Below are 24,733 nucleotides of genomic sequence, written 5' to 3' on the forward strand. Positions count from 1 at the left end.
TGTCACTCCGTCACAAGCAAGACCATCAAGGAACAACCATGAGTGCGTTGCCCCAAAGCGCCCGGCCGCCGCTTTATAAAGCGCTGGCTGACTACAAGAGCGCGTTGATCGGTGTCGGTTGTTTTACCGCGCTGATCAACGTGCTGATGCTCGCCCCATCGATTTACATGCTGCAAGTCTATGACCGCGTACTGACCTCACAGAACCAGACCACACTGGCCATGCTGACGTTGATGGTGGTCGGGTTCTTTGCGTTTATCGGCCTGCTGGAGATGGTCCGCAGCTTTGTGGTGATCCGCATCGGCAGCGAGCTGGAAAAGCGTTTCAATCTGCGCGTCTATCAGGCTGCGTTCGAGAGCAACCTGCACGCCGGACAGCGTCAGGCTGGACAGGCGCTGGGTGACCTTACTTTCATCCGCCAGTTTCTCACCGGGCCGGCGTTGTTCGCGTTCTTCGACGCTCCGTGGTTCCCCATCTACCTGGCGGTAATCTTCCTTTTCGACCCCTGGCTAGGCGTGCTGGCCAGTGTGGGGACGGTGTTGCTGGTCGGACTGGCCTGCCTCAACGAATGGCTGACCCGCAAACCGCTGGCCGAAGCCAGCGGCTACTCGCAGCAGTCTGCGCAATTGGCGACCCGGCACCTGCAGCAGGCCGAGGCGATCCAGGCGATGGGCATGCTCGAGGTCTTGCGGCGCCGCTGGTTCCATGTGCATGGGCGCTTTCTGGCCCTGCAAAACCGAGCCAGTGATACGGGAGCGGTGATCAGTTCGATCAGCAAGGCCCTGCGTCTGTGCCTGCAGTCGCTGGTGCTGGGCTTGGGCGCACTGCTGGTGATAAATGGAGACATGACCGCTGGCATGATGATCGCCGGTTCGATCCTCATGGGTCGGGTTCTGAGCCCTATCGACCAACTGATCGCCGTCTGGAAGCAATGGAGTTCTGCACGCCTGGCTTATGGGCGCCTCGACCAGTTACTCAAGACCTACGCCGAGCCCGCGCCGCGCATGCCGCTGCCGGCGCCGCGTGGTCAGATCAGTGCGGAACAGGTCAGCGCTGCGCCTCCCGGCAAAACGTCACCGACGATTCAGCAAGTGAGCTTTCAGTTGCAGGCCGGTGAAGTGCTCGGCGTGCTGGGCGCATCCGGCTCCGGCAAATCGACCCTGGCACGCGTGCTGGTCGGTGTCTGGCCGGCGCTGGGCGGAACGGTACGTCTGGACGGGGCCGACATGCATCGCTGGGACCGAGAGGCGCTGGGTCCCTATATTGGTTATCTGCCGCAGGATATCGAGCTGTTCGGTGGCAGCGTGGCGGAAAACATCGCGCGCTTTCGCGAGGGTGACGCGAGTGCCGTGGTCGCTGCCGCGCAACTGGCGGGCGTACACGAACTGATTCTGCGCCTGCCGCAAGGCTACGACACGCGGCTGGGCGATGATGGCGCAGGCTTGTCCGGTGGTCAGAAACAGCGCGTCGCGCTGGCCCGTGCGCTGTATGGCGATCCGCGACTGGTGGTGCTCGATGAGCCCAATTCCAATCTGGATGCCGCGGGTGAAGCGGCGCTGACTCAGGCGATTGCTGAACTCAAGACCCGCGGCTGCACTGTTGTGCTCGTCACCCACCGTACGCAGTCGTTGAACCAGACCGATCGTCTGCTGGTGCTGAGCGAAGGTCGCATGCAGGCATTCGGCGCCACGGCTCAGGTGCTGCAGGCCTTGTCGGGACAGCCATCGTCCACACAAGCACCGCAAGCGCAGCCTCAATCGCAATCCCGTCCGGCACCTGCCGGGCTTTCCATGAGCCGTCAGTACGGCACGCAGAACAGGCAGTCCGACGTATGAACAGCCCTATCGACACTCATTACGCCATGCCGGGCAAGGAGCGCGGCGTGCAGTTCTTTGTTCGCGCCGGCTGGATTCTCATGTTGGCGGGAGCGGGCAGTTTCTTTCTGTGGGCCAGTCTTGCCCCTCTGGATCAGGGCATTGCCGTGCAGGGGACGGTGGTTGTTTCTGGCAAGCGCAAGGCTGTGCAGTCGCTGGATGGCGGCGTGGTCAGCAAAATTCTGGTCAGTGAAGGCCAATTGGTGAAAGAGGGCGAACCACTGTTTCGCCTTGATCAGACTCAGGTCGAAGCGGACGTGCAATCGCTGCGAGCCCAGTATCGAATGGCCTGGGCCAGCCTGGCGCGCTGGCAAAGCGAGCGCGACAACCTTGACGAGGTTCGCTTCCCCGCAGAACTGATTGCCGCCGGGCAGGGGCAAGACCCCGACCCTCGGCTGGCGCTGGTGCTTGAAGGGCAGCGCCAGTTGTTCAGCAGCCGGCGCCAGGCGCTGGCGCGCGAGCAATCCGGCTTGCAGGCGAGCATTGAGGGTGCCGGACTGCAACTTGCCGGTATGCGCCGTGCCCGCTCGGATCTGCTGGCCCAGGCTGACTCGCTACGCAAGCAACTCAGTAACCTGGAGCCCTTGGCGCAGAACGGGTTCATTCCCGGCAATCGCTTGCTGGAGTTCCAGCGTCAGCTTTCTCAGGTGCAACAGAGCCTGGCGCAAAACGCAGGCGAAACCGGACGTATAGAGCAAGGTATCGTCGAATCGCGGTTACGCCTTCAGCAGCAGCGCGAGGAGTACCAGAAAGAGGTGCGCAGCCAATGGGCCGATGCCCAGGTCAAGGCGCTTACCCTTGAGCAGCAACTGGCCTCGGCCGGTTTCAGTCTGCAACACAGCGCCATCCTTGCGCCGGCTGATGGCATCGCCGTCAATCTGGGCGTGCACACCGAAGGTGCGGTGGTGCGTGCCGGCGAAACCCTGCTGGAAATCGTCCCACAAGGCACACGGCTTGAAGTTGAAGGGCGGCTGCCAGTGCAACTGATCGACAAGGTCGCCAGCCATTTGCCGGTCGACATTCTGTTTACCGCGTTCAATCAAAGCCGCACGCCGCGGGTTTCCGGTGAGGTGAGCCTGATTTCCGCCGACCAGATGCAGGATGAAAAAACCGGCCAGCCGTATTACGTGCTGCGAACTTCGGTGGGCGACGCGGCGCTGGAAAAACTCAACGGGCTGGTGATCAAACCCGGCATGCCCGCTGAAATGTTCGTGCGCACGGGTGAGCGCTCGCTGCTCAATTATCTGTTCAAACCTTTGCTGGACCGTGCCGGCTCCGCGTTGACGGAGGAATAGGATGTCTCGTCATCCCTTTAAAGCCGCTCTGCTGACGGCCATCCTGCTGGGTACTGCACCTTTGAGCCAGGCCATGGGCCCGTTTCAGGTCTATGAATTGGCGCTTCGCAATGATCCGGTTTATCTGGGCGCACTCAAGGAGCGCGACGCGGGCCTGGAGAACCGGGTGATTGGTCGTGCCGGCTTGTTGCCTCGCGTGTCATACAGCTACAACAAGGGGCGCAACGATTCCAAGGCGACCCTCAAAGGCAGCGCTCAAGACACCACCGACCATCGCCACTACAACAGCTTTGGCTCGAGCCTGACGGTTCAGCAGCCCTTGATCGATTACGAGGCGTACGCCAATTACCGCAAGGGGCTGGCTCAGGCGCTGTTTGCCGACGAGACCTTTCGCAGCAAGAGCCAGGAATTGCTGGTGCGGGTGTTGACCCTGTACACCCAGGCACTTTTCGCCCAGGACCAGATCAATATCGCCCGTGCCAAGCAGCAGGCGTTCGAGCGCCAGTTCGCGCAGAACCGGCAGATGTTCGAGCGGGGAGAAGGCACGCGCACCGATATTCTCGAAGCCGAATCGCGCAACGAACTGGCGATTGCCGAGCAGATCGAAGCCAGCGATGAGCAGGATGCGGCCTTGCGCGAGCTGGCGGCGTTGTTGGGCGAACCGAGTATCGATGTTGCGCAGCTGGAGCCATTGAGGGACAGCTTTCAAGCGTTGGTACTGGCACCGTCGAGTTTTACCGAGTGGCATGCGCTGGCCATGGCCAACAGCCCTATCCTGGCCTCGCAACGTCAGTCCCTGGAAGTGGCGCGATACGAGGTGGAACGCAACCGCGCAGGGCATCTGCCGACGGTGAACGCCTACGCAAGTATCCGCCAGAACGAATCGGACAGCGGCAACACCTACAATCAGCGTTACGACACCAACACGATAGGCATCGAGCTCAGTCTTCCGTTGTATGCCGGAGGTGGCACCAGTGCCTCGGTGCGCCAGGCCAACAGCAAGCGCGAGCAGGCTGAATATGAGCTGGAGGGCAAGACCCGGGAAACCCTGATCGAGCTGCGTCGCCAGTTCAACGCCTGTGCGTCAGGGGTGAACAAGTTGCGCGCCTACCAGAAAGCGCTGATCTCGGCGCAGGCACTGGTCGAGTCGACGCGCCAGAGCATTCTGGGTGGCGAGCGCATCAGCCTGGATGCCCTTAACGCCGAGCAGCAGCTCTACAGTACCCGTCGCGATCTGGCAAAAGCCCGTTACGACTATTTGATGGCCTGGATCAAACTGCATTACTACGCCGGCACCTTGCGCGACACCGATCTGGCGCGCATCGACGAGGCGTTCGTGGTGGCGCGCTGATCAAGCCTGCCTGGCGAAGCGTTGCAATGAAAAAGCCGAGAGATCCACATCGCTCTTGCCATCAATACAACGTTGCGCCAGCGCCAGTCCGAGCCCGGCCGAATGCTTGAAACCGTGGCCGGAACAGGCCGAGACCACCGTCACGTTTTTCAGGTGCGGGTGTTCATCGATGATGAAGTGGCAGTCCGGCGTGACGGTGTAGGCGCATACCGAGGACTTGACCACCTTTGGTGTCAGTCCCGCAATCCTGCCCTGCACCTGGGTGCGGAACATCTCCTGTTCTTCCCACGCGCTAATGATGCGGTCCAACCGGTCAGCCGCTGACGTCTCGAGGTATTGCTCGGTGGCGACCTTCATGCTGTTTTCACCGGACAGCGGCGGGAAGCCGTAATTGACATCGGCTTCGCCCGGCCCGTGACTCAGGATGAAGCTTGGCGACGGCGCAGCAAAGACAGCTTGGTGCTGCAACTCGAACCAGAACAGCTTTTGCCGGCACACCCGCAGCAGGTCGCTGAACGGTGCGCCGAGCAACCCGGACGACCACATGCCCGCGCTGACTACGACCTTGTTGGCGATGATCGAGCCCTTGTCGGTGATGATTCGTACCTGATCGCCATGCGCCTGTAAGTGCGTGACCGTTTCGTGGGTCAGCAGACGCGCGCCGTGTTGCCTTGCCAGCTTGAGTTGTACGGCGATGCAGCGCTCGGGCCGAACGAATCCGCCTTCGGGTTCGAAATAGCCGATGGCGCTGTCCAGCACAGGAGAGAACTGAGGGAAACGCTCGCGAATCGCTGCAGCCGCCAATACCTCGTGCTTCACCCCATGAGTGCGGGCCAGGGCGATGGTCTGATGGGTGAAGTCGTTGACGTCCTCGGGATCGTAGGCCGGGCTGGAGGTCATCACCAGCACACCGCATTGTTCGAACAGCGACTCGCCGCTCAATGCTTCAAGTTCGCGCCAGATGTGCTGTGAGCTGCGTACCAGTGGCAGGTATTGCGGACCTTCACCGGCCGAGAGTCGCGTGATGCGTGTATCGCCGTGACTGGAGCCCTGTGTGTGCGGGGGATCGTAGCGGTCGATACCAATCACATCGACTCCGGCCTTTGCCAGCTGATAGGCAGTGGCAGCACCCATGGCACCCAGGCCGAGTACGGCCACGTTACAACGCTGTTGCATAGGGGAGCCTCGATAAATCGTCTATCTCACTATGGACAGTCTGTCGAATCAACCGCCAAACGTGCATAAGGTTATGTCAGGCGGCCTCGTTGGCCATTACAGATGCCATCACACCGGGATTGCAGACCCCCGTCAAAAATTTACGCTTGCACTGCACAGGGTTTTTAAGGTCCGAAATCGATGAAAAGTTGTCCACGGAAATCGTGGGTATGTCTGTGGGTAACTTTTTGAAACCCTTGTTACACGTGGCTTACAGCTGTGTGGTTAATTTATGAACAGCCCCTGTTTTGCACTTCTATGGTGCTGTCATCCGGGTACAAAACAGGTCCGCTATAAGCGACTTCGGGCACAAAAAAGAAATATTTTCCAAAAAAAAGCGCGACCCTCATCAGGTCGCGCTGCTGTGTTGCGGATCCAGCCGGTGGCCGTTACGCGACAGGCTGATCACTCCATTCACCATTGACCAGACGACGCAGGCCCAACGGGTTGGCGTTCTGCAACGCAGGTGGCAACTGGCTGTCCGCCAGGTTCTGATAGCAGACCGGGCGCAGGAAGCGGTCGATGGCCAGGGTGCCCACCGAGGTACCGCGTGCGTCCGAGGTGGCCGGGTATGGGCCGCCGTGAACCATGGCCTCGCAGACCTCGACACCGGTCGGGTAGCCGTTGAACAGAATGCGCCCGACTCTCTCTTCGAGAACCGGTTGCAGCCAGCTGTACGTGCTCAAGTCCGCGGGCTCACCGATCACGGTCGCAGTCAGCTGACCACGCAAGGCTTGCAGCGCGTCCTTCAACTGCGCATCGTCGGCGACTTCGATCAGCAGCGTGGTTGGGCCGAAGACTTCCTCTTGCAGCAACTGATCACCGTTCAGCAGCAGGCTGACGTCAGCCTTGAACAGCTGCGCCTGAGCCTGCTTGCCTTCCTGGGGTTTGCCGGCCAGATGCGTCACGCCAGGGTGCGCCATCAGGTGTTCCACACCTTTGCTGTAACTGCGCAGGCCGCCCGCGTTAAGCATGGTCTGCGGAGCCTGACTGCCCATCTGTTCGGTCAGATGCTCAACGAATTTTGAGAACGCCGGTGAGCGCAGGCCGATGACCACGCCCGGGTTGGTGCAAAACTGACCGGCACCCATCACCACCGAGCCCGCCAGCTCCTTGGCCACGGTTTCACCGCGAGCCTGCAAGGCTTCTGGCAGCAGCACGACCGGGTTGATGCTCGACATCTCGGCAAATACCGGAATCGGTTGCGGACGTTCGGCAGCCATTTTGCACAGTGCGTTGCCGCCGTTCAGCGAACCGGTAAAGCCGACGGTCTGGATGGCCGGGTGCTTGACCAGACCTTCGCCAACGCCGTTGCCGAAGATCATGTTGAACACGCCTTTGGGCATCTGCGTACGTTCGGCAGCGCGAATGATGGCGCTCGCCACCAGATCGGCGGTCGCCATGTGACCGCTGTGCGCCTTGAACACCACTGGGCAACCGGCGGCCAAGGCCGCCGCGGTATCACCACCGGCAGTGGAAAACGCCAGCGGGAAGTTGCTCGCTCCGAACACCGCAACCGGGCCGACACCGATACGGTATTGGCGCAGGTCGACGCGTGGCAGCGGCTTTCGATCCGGCAGTGCCAGGTCGATACGTGCACCAACAAAATCACCGCGACGCAGAACTTTGGAAAACAGGCGCATCTGGCCACTGGTGCGACCGCGCTCACCTTGAATTCGCGCCTGGGGCAGGGCGGTTTCCTGGCAGACGATGGCGACGAAGTCATCACCCAGCTGGTCAAGTTCATCGGCAATGGCGTCGAGGAAGTCGGCGCGACGGGCCGGGCTCAGCTGACGAAATTCCGCAAACGCAGCCTTGGCAGCCAGTGCCGCGGCGTCGATTTCGCCGTCGGTGGCCTGATGAAAACTGTAAGGCAGCTCTTCACCGGTGGTGGCATCCAGGCTTTTTTGCAGGCTCTGGCCCAAAGCGCTGCGGCCGCCAGCGATGAAGTTCTGGCCGAGAATGTTAGGCATCGGTATCTCCTGTTGTTTTGAGGTTGGAGGTCGGCAGGGAAGGTATCCGGACCGGCGCTCCTTATGGGTTGCCGAGTTGCTTTACAGATTGTCAGTGATGGGGCGTTTAAAAGCAGGCCAGCCATCATTTTTTCAGTTACCAGTGGGCAGTCATCGTACAACCTGATTCGCTGCCTGTGCAACTGTCGACCTTATTTGCCAGGCCGAGTGCCGTTGCTCTTTATAGTGCATGGGCGCGCTCAAGCCTCTATCGTGGCGCGCCTTCATGACCTTTTGAGGTATTGCAGTGCATCCAGCACCTGACGCAGGGCCTTGCTGACCGGTTTGTCCTGGCGCAAGGCGATTCCCAATGTGCGACTCAGCGCTGTTGCCAGTGGCAGCATTTGCAAGCCGCGGCGATGGTGCAGCGCAGCAACGGCCATCCGCGGCACGATGCTGTAGCCCAGGTCTGCGGCGACCATTTCCTTGATCGCTTCGATACTGCCCAGTTCCATGACCGGTTTTACCCGGATCCCGGCGTGCAGGAACCATTCATCGATCAGCAGACGCGTACTGCTGCCTGCTTCGAATACGACCAGCGGTTGTGCGCTGAGGCGCTCCGGGGTCATGTGCGCCGGCATCGGTCGCTGGCTGCCGGCGAAGATCGCCACGAACGCATCCTCAAGCAGCGGCGTGATGTGCAGACTGCGGCTGGCGGCGGGCAGGGTGACCAGTGCCAGGTCCAGAAGGTTTTCTTCGACCGCCTTGAGGATACCTTCGGTGTTGCCGGTACTGACGCGCACATCCAGTTCCGGGAAGCGCCGACGCAGCGCCTGCAACATGGGCGGCAGCAGATGGATGCAGGCTGTCGCGCCGGTGCCGATGGCGATTTTCCCGGCAACGCCGCTGGCATGGCTGGACAGCGCCTGCAGAGCGTCTTCGACCACCGCATCGATGCGCGCGATATGCTCCAACAGTACAGTGCCTGCGGAGGTAGGTTTGAGGCGTTTGCCGACCCGTTCGATCAGCTGCAGCTTCAACTGATCTTCCAGTTGTCGCACGTGCAGGCTGACCGCTGGCTGGGTCAGGTGCAGACGCTCTGCCGCCGCAGAAAAACTGCCATGGGCGATGACCAGCGAAAACGTGTGCAGGTGATTGAGGTTCAGCCGACGCATGACAAAGTATTTCTTATGCTGTGGATGATAAATCATAGCTTTTTTAATGTCGTGGCGAGCGGCATCATTGCGGCCATTCACAGACATTCGTACAGAGTTCGGACATGACTTCAACCTTTGACCTGCGTGACGCCCGCGACGATGACATGCCCGCTGTACAGGCGATTTACGCTGACCACGTGCTACACGGGATTTCCAGCTTCGAGCTGGAGCCGCCTGACCTGGCAGAATTGCTCCAGCGTCGTCGCATGGTCCTCGCCAAAGGCTTGCCTTATATGGTCGCCGAGCGCGATGGCGACATTGTCGGCTATGCCTATGTCACGCCGTATCGGCCACGTCCAGGCTACCGCTTTACCGTGGAGGATTCGGTGTATGTGCGCGATGGGCTCGGCGGGCAGGGGATCGGTCAGGCGCTGTTGAGTGCCCTGGTGCAGCACTGCGAAGCGGGCGGCTGGCGGCAGATGATTGCGGTTATCGGCAACAGCCAGAATATCGCGTCGTTGCGCCTGCATGAGCGTCTCGGCTTTCGCCGGGTTGGAGTGTTCGAATCGGTCGGCTTCAAGCATGGCCGCTGGGTAGACACGGTGCTGATGCAGCGCATGCTGGGCGAAGGCTGGGGCAGTGTCCCGGTGGAGCGCACCTGAACCTGTCACGGCACTGCTGTACAAGATGAAATTGTCGAACAATCCGACTCAATAGCGTTGCCAGCGCTTGCCTGAATGGTTAGGGTACGCGGCTGTTCAAGAAGGAGCCTGATATGACTCGGCATGACCCCACGGAAACGGGCACGGCAGTCACCCGACAGCGACGCGCGCCAAAGGGCGAAAAGCGCCGCGAAGAACTGCTCGATGCGGCCCTGCAAGTGTTTTCCCTTGAAGGCTATACCGGCGCTTCGGTGGCCAAGGTGGCAGCCATCGTCGGTATTTCCGTCGCCGGATTGCTGCACCATTTTCCGAGCAAGATCTCGCTGCTGATGGGCGTGCTGGAGCGACGCGACGAGGTCAACGGCCGAATTGCTGCCGAAGTCCGTACCGATAACACCCTGACCGGTCTGCTCGGCGGCTTGCGCGCGATCAACCGCTCCAACGCTACGGCGCCCGGCGTGGTACGTGCATTTTCGATCCTCAATGCGGAAAGTCTGCTGGAAAACCAGCCTGCCTTTGAATGGTTCCAGACGCGCTACGAGCGTATTCACGCGCACTTGCTGGGACAGTTTTCGGCTTTGGTGGAGCGCGGGGAGGTACGTGCGGATGTGGATCTGGACAAGATCATCCGGCAGATTCTGGCGATGATGGATGGTTTGCAGATTCAGTGGTTACGCTTTCCCGATCAGGTGGATCTGGTCGAGTGTTTCGATACCTACATTGCGCAGGTCGATGCAGCGGTAAGGGCTCGTCCCTGAGCCTTTATTTGTCCGTTTACCCTTCAGTCAGCTAACGCTTACTCAACGGTCTGCTTGAATACACCGCCGGTCTTGACCGGTGGTTTCTCGACCAGGACCGAGTTCAGAGCGGAGCGTGGCAGCGGGTTGCTGCTGGTGGTCGACAGTTCCTGACGGAACGAGTTGACCAGCTTGGCGTTCAGGCGGATGTCCTGCGACGACGAACCGAGCGAGATGTTGAAGGTGTCGGCATCGACCACCCACTGCTTGCTCTTCTCATCGAAGTAGGCCAGCGAGCGATCATTCAGCTCGATGGTCACACGCTTGCTTTCACCCGGCTTGAGGAACACCTTCTTGTAGCCTTTGAGTTCCTTGATCGGACGCTCGACTTTCGGGTTCTGCTGGCCCACATACAGCTGAGCGACTTCCGAACCACCGACCTTGCCGGTGTTGCTCAGGTCGAAGGACACCTTGATCGGTGTATTGCCGACCGCGACGCCCGGCGTGACCTTGATGTTGCTGTAGCCGAACGTGGTGTACGACAGACCGTAGCCGAACGGATAGAGCGGCTTGATGCCTTTCTTCTCGTAACCGCGATAACCCAGCAGCAGGTCATCCTTGTAATCCATGTCGGTCAGAGTGTTCTGGTTGTCGAATTTCGGGAAGGAAGCGTAGGCCGGGTTGTCTTCGATGTTGCGTTCGATACTGATCGGCAGCTTGCCCGACGGGTTGACCTTGCCGAAGAGGATCTCGGCCAGGGCCTGACCACCGTTCTGACCCGGATAGAAGGCGTGCAGCGCTGCTGGAACCTGTTCGATCCAGTCGCTCATCTTCAGACCCGTACCGCCATACATGGTCACCACGGTATTGGGGTTGACCTTGGCGATGTTCTGGATCAGCTCGTTCTGGAACTCAGGCAGATCGAAGCTGTGGTCGAAACCTTCACCTTCGTATTCGTTGCTGTTACCTACGGCAACCACGACGGCGTCATAACCGGACAGGTCCTGAGGAGCGTTCAGCGAGGCGGAGCTCAACTGCACACCTACCAGGCCGCCCATGGTCGACAGGTAGCCGGCACGACGCGAGTACTCGAGCTTCACGTCGTAAGACTGGCCCGCTTCCAGATTGATCTTGGCGAACTCTGGAATGGTTGGCGGAATGCTGTTGCCCGGAAGCGGCTTGCCGTCACCGTTGTCGATGATTTTCTTGCCGTTGACCCACAGACGCACCGCGCCGTCGGCACGCACCTTGAACACCTGCTCGCCGCTCTGGGTCGGAGTCACCTTGCCGGTGTAGCGAATCGAAGTCGACGATGTATCGCCATTCAGCTGGCCAGCGGTCGAACCTTTGCTGGCGTACGGATCGGACGTCGAAGTGTTGCTTTCGAACGGCAGGTTCTTGTCGTTGGCCCAGTCCAGGTCAACGTGCTTCTCGGTACGCGTGACAGCGGCATCACCAGACCAGTTGGTGTTGCTGAAGTACTCGACCTTCATGCCCTGGACTTCGTTGCCAGTTGCGTCGGTGGTGGTCCAGGCACTGGTGCTTGGGTCCAGCGACAGGCCTTCGATGAAGTCGACCTTGGCGTTAGGCGCGATCTGTTGCAGGCCGCTCAGTTCGCTGACGTAATGGCTGGCCATGACGTTGGCGCTGCCGAAACCGGTGGGTGGCGAGTACTTGGCCAGGGTGCCGACAACGGCGATTTTCTTGACTTTCTGCTTGTCCAGCGGCAGCAGATTGTCCTGGTTTTTCAGCAGTACGATACCTTCACGCGCAGCGTTCAGAGCAACCTTGTTGCTGGTCGAGCTGTTCATGTTGTGCGTGGTCAGCGGCGTCTTGCTGTCGAACTTGTACAGGTAGATCTGCTTAAGGATGCGGCGGACCTTGTCGTCGATGGTCGCAGCGCTCAGGTCGCCGGCGTCCAGATGCGGCTTCAGCACGGAGCTGTTCATCTGGTAGCCCATCATGTCCAGATCGGTACCGGCGCGGGCAGCGTTGAAACCGTGAACGACAGCGTTGTAGTCGCTCTGTACGAAGCCTTTGAAGCCCCATTCCTTCTTCAGGATCTGGGCGATCAGGTGGTCGCTTTCGCAGGCGAAATCACCGTTCACCTTCTGGAAGGCACACATCATCATCGCCACATTGCCGTTTTTCGACGACGATTCGAACGCAGGCAACGACATTTCGCGCAGCACGCGCTCTGGCATTGTCTGATTCAGATTGAAGCGGTTGCTTTCCTGGTCGTTGGCCGCGTAGTGCTTGGCGTTGGCCCATACACCACGAGACTGGATACCGTTGATGACGCCCGGTGCCAGGCTGGCGCCAAGGAACGGGTCTTCACCGGAGAGGTATTCGAACGCACGGCCGCCGTACGGCATGCGGTACAGGTTGACGCCGGGGCCAGTGATGAACTGGTAGCCGCCGACGGCAGTGTCATAACCCAGCGCACGGCCGAGGTCGATGGCACGACGCGGGTTGAAGGTGGCGGCCAGGTTAGGGCCGGACGGGTAGACAACACCCTGATCGTTGCCTTCGCTGGTGTAGCGCACGCCCACACCGCCGTCAGCGCCGTGGATCTGCGGGACGCCGTAATTGGTCAGTGGCTTGACGTCCCAGCCGCCGGTGCCGCCAATGTAGGCCAGCTTTTCTTCCATGGTCATCTTGGCCAGGGTTTTCTGTGCGGCTTTTTCGGCGCGATCTTCACGCCCTTGTTGTACGGTAGGGTCAGCGGCGTGCACCTGGGATACTGCCAATGCCAGCAAGGCCAGCGCCGAGTGCGCGCCTATCATCTTTCGCTTGTTCATATTGCTCTCCAACTGCGTTTCAAATAACTGTCTGCCTGCGCACGTGCGCAGGATAAATGCGTTCTTATTTACCGCTTTCGGCCAACTTTTTCTTTGGGCAACAGTTTCCCGTCGTCGCGTTTATTCCCTGTTTCAAGGGCGCGAGGTAGGACTCCTTAGTTGCCGAATTAGTTTTGTTTGGCGTGTCTTTTTTTACTTGCCGCGCGCCACTAAAGTGACATCACATGGTGGCGTTTTGAATCTACAAAACGATACAATTAAGTCTAAAACAAGGCATAAATGTCAAATAAAAGCGTATTTTTCTTCGATTTCGTATTTTTTCTTTACAAATGAGGAACTCTTCTTAAACCTACTGGTCGATGGGTTTAAGATTTTTCAGGATGAAGAAAGACAGCTCGCAAGTTGCGACGTGTGCTGTGCGTTAGTTCTTGCCCGATTTCTATATCTGCTTCGCTTGTTGCGGAGCTCTTTTTGTTTTTCGAGGAGTTGATACGATGAAGTTTTCCATGATGAGTGCCGGTGTGGTTTTGGGTCTTGCCCTGAGTGGTGCGGTCTTTGCTGACGACGCGACAGATGCAGACGCAACATCCGGTGCCAGCGACGAGACGGTGATGACCCAGACCCAGGACGCCAAGGCGGCGCAGAAAGCGCAAAACCAGAAGACCGAAACGACAAAAGGCGGTCGCCCGCAGAACGCAACCCCTCAAAAGCAGTCAAACTGATCGTTTGAAGTCTTTGAGCGCAGCACTCACCAGTCGGTGAGTGCTGTAATATGTCCCTCCGAAGTAGCAAAATGCCCTCATTCATGCCGTCAGCTCCCGTCGATGTTTCCCGTCTGCTCATTCCGGATGCCCAGCAGGTTTGTGCCTGGCTGATCGAAAATGCCGGTCTGAAAACGGCCGATCTGGAGCGCGCCCAGCGTCTGCAGCAGGAGTCGGAAGGTACTGAGTTGCTAGGCCTGCTGACGCGTCTGGGCCTGGTCTCCGAATTCGAGCTGGCCCGCGCATGGGCGGCATTGCTGCAGGCACCGTTGTTGCTCGCCGATGCTGTACCACCGCTGCTGGACCCTTTGCCGCCGCTGACCGAACGCTTCATGCGCCACTATCAAGTCGTACCGGTAGGCTGGAGCGATCAGGGCCTGCAAGTGCTCAGCGCCAACCCCGGCACGCTGTACCCGTTTCAGGCCATCGCCTATGCGTGCGAGGTGCCGGTGCGACTGTCCATCGGCCCGCGCAATGAGGTCGAGACCCTTATCGAGCGCTATTACGGGCAGGGCCGCTCGGCGATGGGCACCCTGATCGAGAATCTGGATGAGGAGGGCGGCTCGCTGGAAGACATCGAGCACCTCAAGGACCTGGCCTCCGAAGCGCCGGTCATTCGTCTGGTCAACCTGATCCTGCAGCGTGCAGTAGAGCAGCGTGCATCGGACATCCACATCGAACCGTTCGAGAGCCAGTTGAAGGTGCGTTATCGCATCGACGGCGTGCTGCACGAAGCGGAAGCGCCGCCATCCAGTTCTTCGGCAGCGGTGATTTCCCGGGTGAAGATCATGGCCCGTCTGGACATCGCCGAGCGTCGTCTGCCGCAGGATGGCCGGATCATGCTGCGCATCCAGGGCAAGGAACTGGACCTGCGGGTATCGACAGTGCCCACCAGCTTTGGCGAATCAGTGGTCATGCGTCTGCTGGACCGGCAGACCATCAATTTCGATTTCCCGAGCCTGGGTTTCGATGGCGAGCGGCTGGACGAATTTCTCGACGTGCTGGAGCGTCCGCACGGCATTCTGCTGGTCACCGGGCCGACCGGTTCCGGCAAGACCACCACGCTGTATACCGCGTTGTCACGGCTCAACACGGCCGAGCGCAAGATCATCACCGTTGAAGACCCGGTCGAGTATCAGCTCGAAGGCATCAACCAGATTCAGGTCAAGCCTTCCATCGGCCTGGATTTCGCCGGGGCGCTGCGCTCCATCGTGCGTCAGGACCCGGATGTCATCATGATCGGTGAGATGCGCGACCTGGAAACCTGCCGTATTGCCATCCAGTCCTCGTTGACCGGCCACCTGGTGCTCTCGACGCTGCACACCAACAGCGCAGCGGCGAGTATTACCCGCTTGCTGGACATGGGCGTCGAAAGCTATCTGATCGCTTCGACGGTCAACGGAATTCTGGCTCAGCGTCTGGTCCGTCGCCTCGATCCGGCAACCCGCGAGGCCTTCGATGCGCCACCGGAGCTGATCGCCGAACACGGGCTGGAGCGTTTCACCGACGAGCGGCCCATTCGTTTGTATCGCCCGCGTGCCGATGCGCCTGGCGGCGGCTATCGCGGGCGTAGTGCAATTACCGAACTGCTGGTGATGAACGAAGAACTGCGCAGTCTTTTGATGCGCCACGCCGACGCCTCGACGCTGGAAGAGGCTGCCCGACGTGGCGGTTTGCGCACGCTGCATGAAGAAGGCCTGCGTCAGGCCGTGGCCGGGGTGACTTCGCTGGAAGAAGTGCTGCGCGTCACCCGTGGTGAAGGCACATGAGCCTGTTCAAGTACCGCGCGCTGGATGCTCAGGGCGCGCCGCAGAATGGCACGCTGGAAGCCCGCGATCAGGACGCCGCCATTGCCGCGTTGCAGAAGCGTGGCCTGATGGTCCTGCAGGTCGATGCCGCCGGTCTGGGCGGTTTGCGCCGTGCGCTGGGCAGCGGCTTGCTCAATGGTGCGGCGCTGGTCAGCTTCACCCAGCAGCTCGCGACGTTGCTCGGCGCCGGGCAACCGTTGGAACGATCGCTTGGAATTCTGCTCAAACAGCCTGGACAACCGCAGACCAAGGCGTTGATCGAGCGCATCCGCGAACAGGTCAAGGCTGGCAAGCCGCTGTCCGTGGCGCTCGAAGAAGAGGGCAGCCAGTTCTCGCCCCTCTATATAAGCATGGTCCGCGCCGGTGAAGCCGGTGGCGCACTGGAAAGTACGCTGCGCCAACTGAGCGATTACCTGGAGCGCAGCCAGTTGCTGCGTGGCGAGGTGATCAACGCGCTGATCTATCCGGCCTTTCTGGTAGTGGGTGTGTTGGGTTCCCTGGCGCTGTTGCTGGCCTACGTCGTGCCGCAATTCGTACCGATCTTCAAGGATCTCGGTGTGCCGATTCCATTGATCACCGAGGTCATTCTCAACCTCGGAGAGTTTTTGAGCGACTACGGGCTGGCGGTGCTGGCGGGCCTGATCGCGTTGATCTGGGGCATGGCCATTCGCATGCGCGACCCGCAGCGTCGCGAGCGCCGTGATCGCCGTCTGCTGGGCATTCGGGTGATCGGTCCTTTATTGCAACGCATTGAGGCAGCACGGCTGACGCGCACCCTCGGTACGCTTTTGACCAATGGAGTGGCGTTGTTGCAGGCGCTGGTGATCGCTCGCCAGGTCTGCACCAATCGTGCCCTGCAGGCGCAGGTCGAGCAGGCGGCCGAGTCGGTCAAGGGTGGCGGCACGCTGGCCAGCGCGTTTGGTGCGCAGCCGTTGTTGCCGGATCTGGCTCTGCAAATGATCGAGGTCGGCGAACAGGCTGGCGAACTGGACACCATGCTGATGAAGGTCGCCGATGTGTTCGACGTCGAGGCCAAGCGCGGTATCGACCGCATGCTGGCCGCACTCGTGCCGGCGCTGACGGTGGTGATGGCGGGCATGGTCGCGGTGATCATGCTGGCCATCATGCTGCCGCTGATGAGCCTGACCAGCAATATCTGAATTCATGAACGAGGAAACCATTCCGATGACTTTTAGCCGTACACGCTTCAAACCCGCACGTCGACAAGGCGGTTTCACTTTGCTGGAAATGCTTGCCGTTATCGTATTGCTGGGCATCGTCGCGACCATCGTCGTGCGTCAGGTGGGCGGCAACGTCGACAAGGGCAAATACGGCGCAGGCAAGGCTCAGTTGGCCAGCCTGGGCATGAAGATAGAAAGCTATGCGCTGGACGTCGGTTCGCCACCCAAGACCTTGCAGCAATTGACCGAGAAGCCGGGCAATGCGTCGAACTGGAACGGCCCTTATGCCAAGCCCTCGGACCTCAAGGATCCGTTCGGCCATGCATTCGGCTACCGCTTCCCTGGCCAGCACGGCAGCTTCGACCTGATCTTCTACGGCCAGGACGGCCAGCCGGGCGGCGAAGGCTATAGCGCCGACCTGGGCAACTGGGAGTAACGCTCGGCATGAGAACGCCTGTCGCAAGCCGGGGTTTTACCCTCATGGAAATGCTGGTGGTGCTGGTGTTGATGAGCATTGCCGTCGGTCTGGTGGGGTTCGGTCTGCAACAGGGTTTGAGCACCGCCAGTGAACGGCGCGCGGTCGGTGACATGGTCGAAGCGCTACGGGCCACCAGAGTGCGCGCGATTGTCACCGGTCAGCCGGCGCGCACCGAATTCAATCTGCGCAAGGCGACCTTCAAGGCGCCCGGCAAGCGCGAGATGCACTGGCCGGAAAGTCTGCGCGTGACCATGCAGACTGCGTCCGATCTTGGCTCCGCTGTGGAGTTCTACCCGGACGGCGGCTCCAGTGGCGGCAACGTGGTGGTCGCTGACGGCGACCGACGCTGGCGTATTGATATTGGCTGGCTGACCGGCAGCGTCCAGGTCCGGACGCTTTAATGAAAACATCGCAGTCGGGGTTCACCCTGCTGGAAATGCTTGCTGCACTGACCGTCATGGCGGTGTGCAGCGGTGTTCTGCTGGTGGCGTTCGGGCAAAGTGCGCGCTCTCTGCAGCAGGTGGCGCGCAGCGACCGGCTCAGCCATGCGGCACGCACGATAATGGATCAGGAAAGCGCCGGTCCGCTGGAAAACGGTACGCGGCAGGGGAAACTCGCAGGCATCGACTGGACACTGGATATCCGTCAGCTGCCGGGTGCCAACGGTCAGGCGAGGATGTTCCGTCTCGACCTGATGCTCAGTGAGCATCAGCGCAAGGCGCAGTTCAGCACGTTTAAATTACGCGGCGCTGTCAGCGGGGCGGGGTCATGAGGCGCGCCCAGCGTGGCTTCACGCTGCTGGAAGTGCTGCTGGTGATCAGCCTGCTCGGCGTGTTGCTGGTACTGGTGGCCGGGGCGTTGCTGGGGGCCAATCGTGCCGTGCTCAAGGCTGAGCGCTACACCGTGAACCTGGACGAGATCCGCGCCGCGCAAGCGTTTCTGCGCAGCTCGATCGCTCAGGCGCTGCCGCTGGACACGTCTGGCGAAGATGACGTCAACAGCGGTTTTTTTGAAGGCTCGGCGCAGCAGTTGCGGTTTGTCGCAACGCTGCCGGGCGAATTGGGCGGCGGTATCCAGGTTCACAGCCTGGAGCTCAAGGGGCCGCAAGACCATCGGTCTTTGCAAGTGTCGTTCGCTCAGGTTCTGTCCAGTGCAAATGGCATTGCCCTCAAACCCTGGGGTGAGCCTCAGGTATTGCTGCAAAACGTCGAGTCGTTGACGTTCAGTTATCGCGGGCTGACGCCCAAGGGCAAGCCGACCGGCTGGATGGCCGAATGGCCCTGGCCGAATCGCTTGCCGGGTGCGGTGCGTATCGACATGCAGACCCATGGCGCAGTGAAATGGGTCTCTGAGGTTGTGGCCCTGCGTCTGGACCTGTCCGGCGGGGCGGGCGGCGAATGAACATGACGGGCCAATCGCAGCGTGGTGTTGCGCTGCTAGTGGTGCTCTGGGTGCTGGCGCTGCTGAGCCTGTTGCTCGGCGGGCTGGCCGGGTGGGTGCAACTGGAGAGTCGACAGTCGCTCTGGTTGCGGCAAAATACCCAGGCGCTGATGGCGGCCGAAGCTGGCATGAATATGGCTGTACAGGGCTTGCTCGATGCTGCGCAGCGCAAACGCTGGATTGCTGACGGGCGTGTGGTCTCGTTGCGTATGGATGATACGCAACTGCTGGTGAGCATCAGAAGCGAGAGGGGCAAGCTGGACCTCAACAGCGCGCCGGTCGCGGATATATCGCGTCTGCTGCAGGCCTGTGGCGCGGCCAAGAATCAGGCCAGCGGTATCGCCCAGGTGCTGGAGTCGCAGCGCAATGGCGGTCAGTCACCGCTGCGGGTGGTAGAGGAAGTTCGCCAGCTGCCGGGCATGAACCAGGCGCTGTATGTTCGGCTGTTGCCGGAAATAACATTATGGAGCGGCCTGGATCGGCCCGACCCGGCGTTCGCTTCGGCGTTGCTGCGTCGGGCCTTGAACCTGCCGAACCAGAGCGCGGTTGGAGCCGACCCCGGTGAGGTACTGGCCATCGACACGCGCGCAGAACGACCGGGCGGCGTGACCGCCCTGTTACAGACCACTGTTTTATTGAGCCCATCGGAGGGAGGCGCACAACCCTACAGGGTGTTGCGTTGGCAAGAATGAATTCATCAGTTTCTGCACGTCTGGCGCCTGTTTACGCGTTACGCGAACAGGTCGCCCGGCAGTGGCGTGGCAGTCCGGCGCAACACGCCTGGCAATGGTGGGTGGCGGAGCTTCGCGCCTGCCTGCCGCCGCGTGTGCGTCGATGGCTGGGCCGCGAGACCGTGGAGCAGGCGCTTGTCTGGCCATTGGTCGAGCCGCTGCCGGACGCATCGCCCCAGGTGCGGCGGGTATTGCTGTTGCCGCCGTCGGCTGTGCTGTTGCAGACCCTGCAGCTTCCTGCGGCTGCGGCACGCAATCTGTCGACCGTGGTCGGCTACGAGCTGGATCGTTTCACACCATTTGACGCTGGTCAGTTGTACTTCGTCGCCCGTCAGGACAGTCGCAGCGCCAGCTTTGTGCAGGTCACGCTGGTGGCAATCCTGCGCGAGCGGCTGGACGCGATACTCAGTGAGTGCGCCGAGCGGGGCTTGCGTCCCGATGCCGTCGACGTCGGCACGGATGTGGGTGCTGAGCACCTGACTGCAGGGCAGCGCATGGGGATTGATCTGCTGCCGATGCCACTGCGCCCGCAACAGTCGCGCTCCGGCCATCGCTTGCAGCGCGGGCTGATCTGGCTGTGTGCCGGCCTGCTGCTGAGCGCCATGTTGCTGTGGCTGAACGACCGGCAGAGCCTGCTCGAGGACATGCAGGCCAGCGTCAAGGAGCAGAAGGCTCAGGTTGGCGAGGTCCAACAACTGCGCCAGCAACTGACCAACACCCTGGGCGCCGCCAACTACCTGTTGCGCCGCAAGGCGGCGCAGCCGCCGCTCTCGGCGCTGCTCAGCGAGCTGACCGCCTGCCTGCCTTCGGACACCTGGATCGAGCATATGGAAATCAGCGACAGTGCCGAGGTGGCCTTTTCCGGCCAGAGCGCCAAGGCCAGTGCGCTGATCGGCCGCGTCAAGGACTGCCGAAGTCTGGATAATGCGCAGTTTCAGGGGGTGATCCAGCCCGACACCAAAACCGGCAAGGATCAGTATTCCCTGCGCGCGCATTTGCACCAGAACCAGCAGCAGGAGAACGCCGATGCGCCGTCCACTGACAAGCCGTGAGCGGCGGGGCGCTGCCCTGGTGATTCTAGCCCTGGTGCTGTGCCTGGCTTACTGGTTGTTGATCGACAGCTGGTTCGCCGGGCCGCTGCGCGACATCAACGAGCAGACCGACCAGTTGCGCGAACAGCAGCAGCGTTACGCGGGCCTTCTGCAGCAGGGTGATTCGTTGCGCGAGCAACTGGAGCAGGCCCGCCGTGATCCGGCCAGCAGCACCAGCCTGCTGCCGGGCGAGGATCCCAGTGCCGTGGCAGCCGATCTGATGCAGCGCATTGCCGACCTGATCAGTAGCCAGGCCAGCACCGGCGGCGGCTGCGAGTTGACCCAGCGCATGCCGATCACCCCGGAGCAGGACAGTGCCGAGCCATACCGGCAGGTCAAGGTCAGCCTGACCCTGAACTGCGCCATCGAACCATTGACTGCGATCCTGCATGCGCTGGAGTATCAGCGTCCGTTTCTGTTCATTGACGAGATGAGTATGCGTCGCGACGCCAACGCTCCGGCCAGCGGTGCTGCCGGCAAACTGGTGGTGCATCTGCTGGTGCGCGGCTACCTGCAACCGGCCAGTGCCGGGGAGGGCGAGCAATGATCGGTTCATTACGTCCGCTGGAGTGGGCATTGCTGGCTTTCGCTGCAGTGCTGGCAGCCTTGATCGCACTGGTCTTCAGCGGCGCTGCGCACTCACCGGACTGGCTGCCCGAGCAGGCACCGCGCAACCCGGTCGATCAGAGGGCGCAGGTCCACAGTGCGCCGTCGGCGACACTCGACAGCCTCGCCAATACCTGGAAAACCCCGCTGTTCAGTCCGGATCGCAGCCCTGACGTGGCCGTTCGCAAAGCCGATGCACAAGCCAGCAATCTGGCTGGCCTGACCCTGACCGGAGTGATCATGGACGGCTCCTTGCGTGTGGCATTGCTCAAGCAGGCCAGCGGTCCGGCATTGAAAGTCCGTCAGGGCGATCGCTTGCCCAATGGCTGGACGCTGGACCGTCTGGAGCCGACCCAGGCTACGTTCAAACTCGATGACCGCACGCAAGTCCTGCGCCTGCCCGCGCTGCGTCTGCCGCCGCCGTCGAATACACCGCCGATTACCTTAACCAACGATTCCACCCTGTGATGGGTACCTTTTCTGGAGTTCCTGCCATCGCTACCTTGCGCACACCCTTGCTTTGCCTGGCCACCGCCGTCGCCCTTGGCGGCTGCGCGTCACAGTCAGACACACTCGATCCCGACAATGGCATGCTGCAGGAAGCGCTCCAGGGAACCGGTTCACAACGTCCGCCGGTAGACCCGCGCAGCGAAAGACCGCCCGTCGAGCCACCTTCCCAGCAGACGACGAGCTCGCCGCAGCGGCAGATCATCAAAGGCAACCAGCGTTTCATCCGTCAGCCAGCCGCAGCTCCCGCAGCGCGTCAGGCCGAGACCGGTGACATCGTCTTCAACTTCACCAATCAGCCGATTCAGGCGGTGATCAACAGCATCATGGGCGATCTGCTGCACGAGAATTACAGCATTGCCCAGGGTGTGAAGGGCGATGTGAGCTTCTCGACGTCCAAGCCGGTCAACAAGCAGCAGGCGCTGTCGATTCTCGAGACGCTGCTGTCCTGGACCGACAACGCGATGATCAAGCAGGGCAACCGCTACGTGATCCTGCCGTCGAATCAGGCGGTAGCGGGCAAACTGGTCCCGGAAGTGCGCGTGGCGCAACCTTCGGCCGGCATGTCGGCGCGGCTGTTCCCGCTGCGCTACATCTCGGCGACCGAGATGCAGAAGCTGCTCAAGCCGTTCGCCCGGGAAAACGCCTTTCTGCTGGTCGACCCGGCGCGCAACGTGCTCAGCCTGGCCGGTACTCCGGAAGAGCTGGCCAACTATCAGGACACCATCGACACCTTCGATGTGGACTGGCTCAAAGGCATGTCTGTCGGTGTTTTCGGCCTGCAACGTGCCTCGGTTGGCGAACTGATGCCCGAGCTGCAGAAAATGTTCGGCCCGGAAAGCGGCATGCCGCTGGCGGGCATGGTGCGTTTCCTGCCGATCGAGCGGACCAACTCGGTGGTGGCGATTTCCTCGCAGCCTGAATACCTGCACGAAGTCGGCGAGTGGATTCACACCATCGATGAGGGCGGTGGCAACGAGCCGCAGATGTACGTGTATGACGTGCGCAACATGAAGGCCACCGATCTGGCCAAATACCTGCGGCAGATTTACGGCACCGGCGCCATCAAGGAAGACGCTGCGGCCAAGGTTGCACCGGGCCTGCGCACCACCACCTTGTCGTCGCTCAACTCCAGTGGCGGCAGCGGTGTGGGCGGCATGAGCAGCTCCAACGGGCTGGGCGGTACCGGCAGCGGCCTGAGCAATGGCGGAGGTTTTGGCAACAGTCAAGGCATGAACAACAGCCAGACCAATGGCGACAGCGAATCGGAAGGCGACGATCAGAGCAGCGGCGATTCGGATTCGGCCAGCCAGGACGGCAGCGGGTCTGGCGGCAACAACAAGTCTCTGGACGCCAGCACGCGCATCACTGCGCAGAAGAGCAGCAACCAGTTACTGGTGCGCACCCGCCCGGCGCAGTGGAAGGAGATCGAGTCGGCCATCAAGCGCCTCGATAATCCACCGCTGCAAGTGCAGATCGAGACGCGCATTCTGGAAGTTCAGCTCACGGGCGAGCTGGATATGGGGGTGCAGTGGTACCTCGGGCGTCTGGCGGGCAACTCGGGTACCACCGGCAACGTCACCAACACCTCAGGCAGTCAGGGCGCGATTGGTACTGGCGGGGCGGCGCTGGCCTCTACTGACGCGTTCTTCTACTCCTTCGTCAGCAACAACCTGCAAGTCGCCTTGCGAGCGCTGGAAACCAATGGGCGTACCCAGGTCCTGTCGGCACCGTCGCTGGTGGTGATGAACAACCAGCAGGCGCAGATTCAGGTCGGCGACAATATCCCGATCAGCCAGACCTCGATCAACACCAACTCTTCCACCGACACTACATTAAGCAGCGTCGAATATGTGCAGACCGGCGTGATTCTCGACGTCGTGCCGCGCATCAACCCGGGCGGGCTGGTGTATATGGACATTCAGCAGCAGGTCAGCAGTGCCGACACCGATACCACTGGCAACGACGCCAACGGCAATCCGCGTATCTCCACCCGCTCGGTCGCCACGCAGGTGGCTGCGCAGAGTGGTCAGACCGTACTGCTGGGCGGTTTGATCAAGCAGGATAACGCCGAGTCGGTCAGTGCCGTACCTTATCTGGGACGCATCCCGGGCTTGAGATGGCTGTTCGGCAATACCAGCAAGTCCAAGAACCGTACCGAACTGATCGTGCTGATCACGCCGCGAGTCATTACCAGCAGCAGCCAGGCGCGTCAGGTGACGGATGATTACCGTCAGCAGATGCAACTGATCAAGCCGGAAGTTTCGCGGACCAGCATGCAGAACTGACGCAGGTTGATTGCTGCCACCACGCCCACTCACGACGCTGCCTTTGGGCGGCGTCAAACAGAGGTCATGAACAGATGCTGAGATTTTTCGCTGCCTTACTGTTTGCCTTTACCGCAATGGCGCAGGCGCAGGACACCTTGCACACGGACCTGCCGCTCGATTATCTCGCGCAGACCAATGTCGACAAGCCTGACCAGCCGCTGGTGATTTTCATCCACGGCTACGGCAGCAATGCCGCCGACCTGTTCGGGCTCAAGGAAGAGCTTCCGGCCGACTACAACTATGTGTCGGTACAGGCGCCGATGGAGTTGCGTGCTGACAGCTACAAGTGGTTCACCCAGAAGCCCGGCGTCGCGGATTATGACGGTGTGACCGAAGACCTGAAAAGCAGCGGTACCCAGCTGGCTGCGTTCATTGGCAAGGCCACTGAAAAGTTTCACACGCAGCCTGGCAAGGTCTTCCTGATCGGTTTCAGCCAGGGCGCCATGATGAGTTACGAAGTTGCCCTGCGACAGCCAAAACTGGTCGGCGGTTTTGCGGCATTGAGCGGACGGCTGCTGCCGGTCGTGAAGTCCGAGGTCAAAACCTCCGACGACCTCAAGGCCCTGAGCGTATTCATCGGTCACGGCACCCAGGATCGCCAGGTAGCCTATGCCAGTGCACCGCAAGCCGAGGCGACGTTGAAAACGCTCGGTCTGACGCCACAGTTACATGCCTATGAAGGCATGGGGCACAGCATCAACGAGGCTGAAGTGATGGATCTGGCGGCTTGGTTGAAGCAGTCAAACCGCCAGTGAA

General features: G+C 60.9%; 22 protein-coding genes. 18 read left to right on the forward strand and 4 right to left on the reverse strand.

The window, feature by feature from the left end; all coding sequences use genetic code 11:
• Positions 1-38: 38 nt before the first annotated feature.
• From KBY02_RS12510 to KBY02_RS12520, 3 genes are read left to right on the forward strand one after another with little or no spacing between them, the layout of a single operon-like run.
• Positions 39-1,835 (forward strand): type I secretion system permease/ATPase, encoded by a 1,797-nt coding sequence (locus KBY02_RS12510; RefSeq protein ID WP_003405043.1) that lies wholly within the window; start codon positions 39-41, stop codon positions 1,833-1,835.
• On the forward strand, positions 1,832-3,169 hold the full coding sequence (locus tag KBY02_RS12515) for an HlyD family type I secretion periplasmic adaptor subunit (RefSeq protein ID WP_060406443.1): 1,338 nt from the start codon (positions 1,832-1,834) through the stop codon (positions 3,167-3,169). Before KBY02_RS12510 ends, KBY02_RS12515 begins: the two co-directional genes overlap by 4 nt.
• A gap of 1 nt (position 3,170) precedes the next feature.
• The gene (locus tag KBY02_RS12520; protein WP_003405041.1) at positions 3,171-4,520 is read left to right on the forward strand and encodes a TolC family outer membrane protein; all 1,350 of its coding nucleotides are present in this window, start codon (positions 3,171-3,173) and stop codon (positions 4,518-4,520) included.
• Here KBY02_RS12520 and solA read toward each other — a convergent pair whose 3' ends face one another.
• The 3 genes from solA to KBY02_RS12535 form a co-directional block, all read right to left on the reverse strand.
• Positions 4,521-5,696, reverse strand: coding sequence for an N-methyl-L-tryptophan oxidase (gene solA / locus KBY02_RS12525; RefSeq protein ID WP_225650524.1), 1,176 nt, complete (start codon positions 5,694-5,696; stop codon positions 4,521-4,523). It abuts the gene before it with no gap.
• A gap of 428 nt (positions 5,697-6,124) precedes the next feature.
• The gene (locus KBY02_RS12530) at positions 6,125-7,708 is read right to left on the reverse strand and encodes an aldehyde dehydrogenase (NADP(+)) (RefSeq protein WP_225650526.1); all 1,584 of its coding nucleotides are present in this window, start codon (positions 7,706-7,708) and stop codon (positions 6,125-6,127) included.
• A 263-nt stretch (positions 7,709-7,971) separates the two neighbouring features.
• On the reverse strand, positions 7,972-8,862 hold the full coding sequence (locus KBY02_RS12535; RefSeq protein WP_024652448.1) for a LysR family transcriptional regulator: 891 nt from the start codon (positions 8,860-8,862) through the stop codon (positions 7,972-7,974).
• Between the two features lie 104 nt (positions 8,863-8,966).
• Here KBY02_RS12535 and KBY02_RS12540 point away from each other — a divergent pair, with 104 nt between their 5' ends.
• The gene (locus KBY02_RS12540) at positions 8,967-9,506 is read left to right on the forward strand and encodes a GNAT family N-acetyltransferase (protein ID WP_024639654.1); all 540 of its coding nucleotides are present in this window, start codon (positions 8,967-8,969) and stop codon (positions 9,504-9,506) included.
• Between the two features lie 113 nt (positions 9,507-9,619).
• Positions 9,620-10,264, forward strand: a complete 645-nt coding sequence (locus KBY02_RS12545) for a TetR/AcrR family transcriptional regulator (protein WP_003405030.1) — start codon at positions 9,620-9,622, stop codon at positions 10,262-10,264.
• Positions 10,265-10,302: 38 nt separating this feature from the next.
• On the opposite strand, the gene KBY02_RS12550 is transcribed toward KBY02_RS12545, so the two are convergent.
• Positions 10,303-13,044, reverse strand: coding sequence for a beta-glucosidase (locus KBY02_RS12550; RefSeq protein ID WP_053275556.1), 2,742 nt, complete (start codon positions 13,042-13,044; stop codon positions 10,303-10,305).
• A gap of 494 nt (positions 13,045-13,538) precedes the next feature.
• Between KBY02_RS12550 and KBY02_RS12555 the strand changes: the two genes are divergently transcribed.
• The 13 genes from KBY02_RS12555 (at position 13,539) to KBY02_RS12615 (ending at position 24,732) form a co-directional block, all read left to right on the forward strand.
• A complete protein-coding gene (locus KBY02_RS12555; protein ID WP_003405027.1) occupies positions 13,539-13,766 on the forward strand; it encodes a hypothetical protein in 228 nt (75 codons plus the stop codon).
• 83 nt (positions 13,767-13,849) lie between these two features.
• Entirely contained in the window at positions 13,850-15,574 is a 1,725-nt protein-coding gene (gene gspE / locus KBY02_RS12560) for a type II secretion system ATPase GspE (protein WP_024639652.1), read from the forward strand.
• Positions 15,571-16,773 (forward strand): type II secretion system inner membrane protein GspF, encoded by a 1,203-nt coding sequence (gene gspF, locus KBY02_RS12565; RefSeq protein WP_003417566.1) that lies wholly within the window; start codon positions 15,571-15,573, stop codon positions 16,771-16,773. Before gspE ends, gspF begins: the two co-directional genes overlap by 4 nt.
• A gap of 25 nt (positions 16,774-16,798) precedes the next feature.
• On the forward strand, positions 16,799-17,230 hold the full coding sequence (gene gspG, locus KBY02_RS12570; protein ID WP_003317918.1) for a type II secretion system major pseudopilin GspG: 432 nt from the start codon (positions 16,799-16,801) through the stop codon (positions 17,228-17,230).
• A gap of 8 nt (positions 17,231-17,238) precedes the next feature.
• Entirely contained in the window at positions 17,239-17,673 is a 435-nt protein-coding gene (locus tag KBY02_RS12575; protein WP_003411575.1) for a prepilin-type N-terminal cleavage/methylation domain-containing protein, read from the forward strand.
• A complete protein-coding gene (locus tag KBY02_RS12580) occupies positions 17,673-18,044 on the forward strand; it encodes a type II secretion system protein (protein WP_011268251.1) in 372 nt (123 codons plus the stop codon). Before KBY02_RS12575 ends, KBY02_RS12580 begins: the two co-directional genes overlap by 1 nt.
• Positions 18,041-18,673 carry a prepilin-type N-terminal cleavage/methylation domain-containing protein gene (locus KBY02_RS12585; protein ID WP_003405015.1) on the forward strand — a complete coding sequence of 211 codons (633 nt, stop codon included), beginning with the start codon at positions 18,041-18,043 and terminating at the stop codon, positions 18,671-18,673. Before KBY02_RS12580 ends, KBY02_RS12585 begins: the two co-directional genes overlap by 4 nt.
• Positions 18,670-19,404 (forward strand): general secretion pathway protein GspK, encoded by a 735-nt coding sequence (locus KBY02_RS12590; protein WP_024652445.1) that lies wholly within the window; start codon positions 18,670-18,672, stop codon positions 19,402-19,404. Before KBY02_RS12585 ends, KBY02_RS12590 begins: the two co-directional genes overlap by 4 nt.
• On the forward strand, positions 19,401-20,495 hold the full coding sequence (locus KBY02_RS12595) for a type II secretion system protein GspL (RefSeq protein ID WP_011268250.1): 1,095 nt from the start codon (positions 19,401-19,403) through the stop codon (positions 20,493-20,495). Before KBY02_RS12590 ends, KBY02_RS12595 begins: the two co-directional genes overlap by 4 nt.
• Positions 20,470-21,081 (forward strand): type II secretion system protein GspM, encoded by a 612-nt coding sequence (gene gspM, locus KBY02_RS12600; RefSeq protein ID WP_058822211.1) that lies wholly within the window; start codon positions 20,470-20,472, stop codon positions 21,079-21,081. The genes KBY02_RS12595 and gspM overlap by 26 nt, the downstream gene beginning before the upstream one ends.
• Positions 21,078-21,608 (forward strand): general secretion pathway protein GspN, encoded by a 531-nt coding sequence (locus KBY02_RS12605; protein WP_003405008.1) that lies wholly within the window; start codon positions 21,078-21,080, stop codon positions 21,606-21,608. Before gspM ends, KBY02_RS12605 begins: the two co-directional genes overlap by 4 nt.
• Positions 21,608-23,935, forward strand: a complete 2,328-nt coding sequence (gene gspD / locus KBY02_RS12610) for a type II secretion system secretin GspD (protein ID WP_225650533.1) — start codon at positions 21,608-21,610, stop codon at positions 23,933-23,935. Before KBY02_RS12605 ends, gspD begins: the two co-directional genes overlap by 1 nt.
• Before the next feature lie 74 nt (positions 23,936-24,009).
• Positions 24,010-24,732, forward strand: coding sequence for an alpha/beta hydrolase (locus KBY02_RS12615; RefSeq protein WP_024639649.1), 723 nt, complete (start codon positions 24,010-24,012; stop codon positions 24,730-24,732).
• Position 24,733 lies beyond the last annotated feature (1 nt).

This window comes from Pseudomonas sp. P129, assembly GCF_020312195.1.
In the GTDB taxonomy this organism is placed as follows: domain Bacteria; phylum Pseudomonadota; class Gammaproteobacteria; order Pseudomonadales; family Pseudomonadaceae; genus Aquipseudomonas; species Aquipseudomonas fragariae.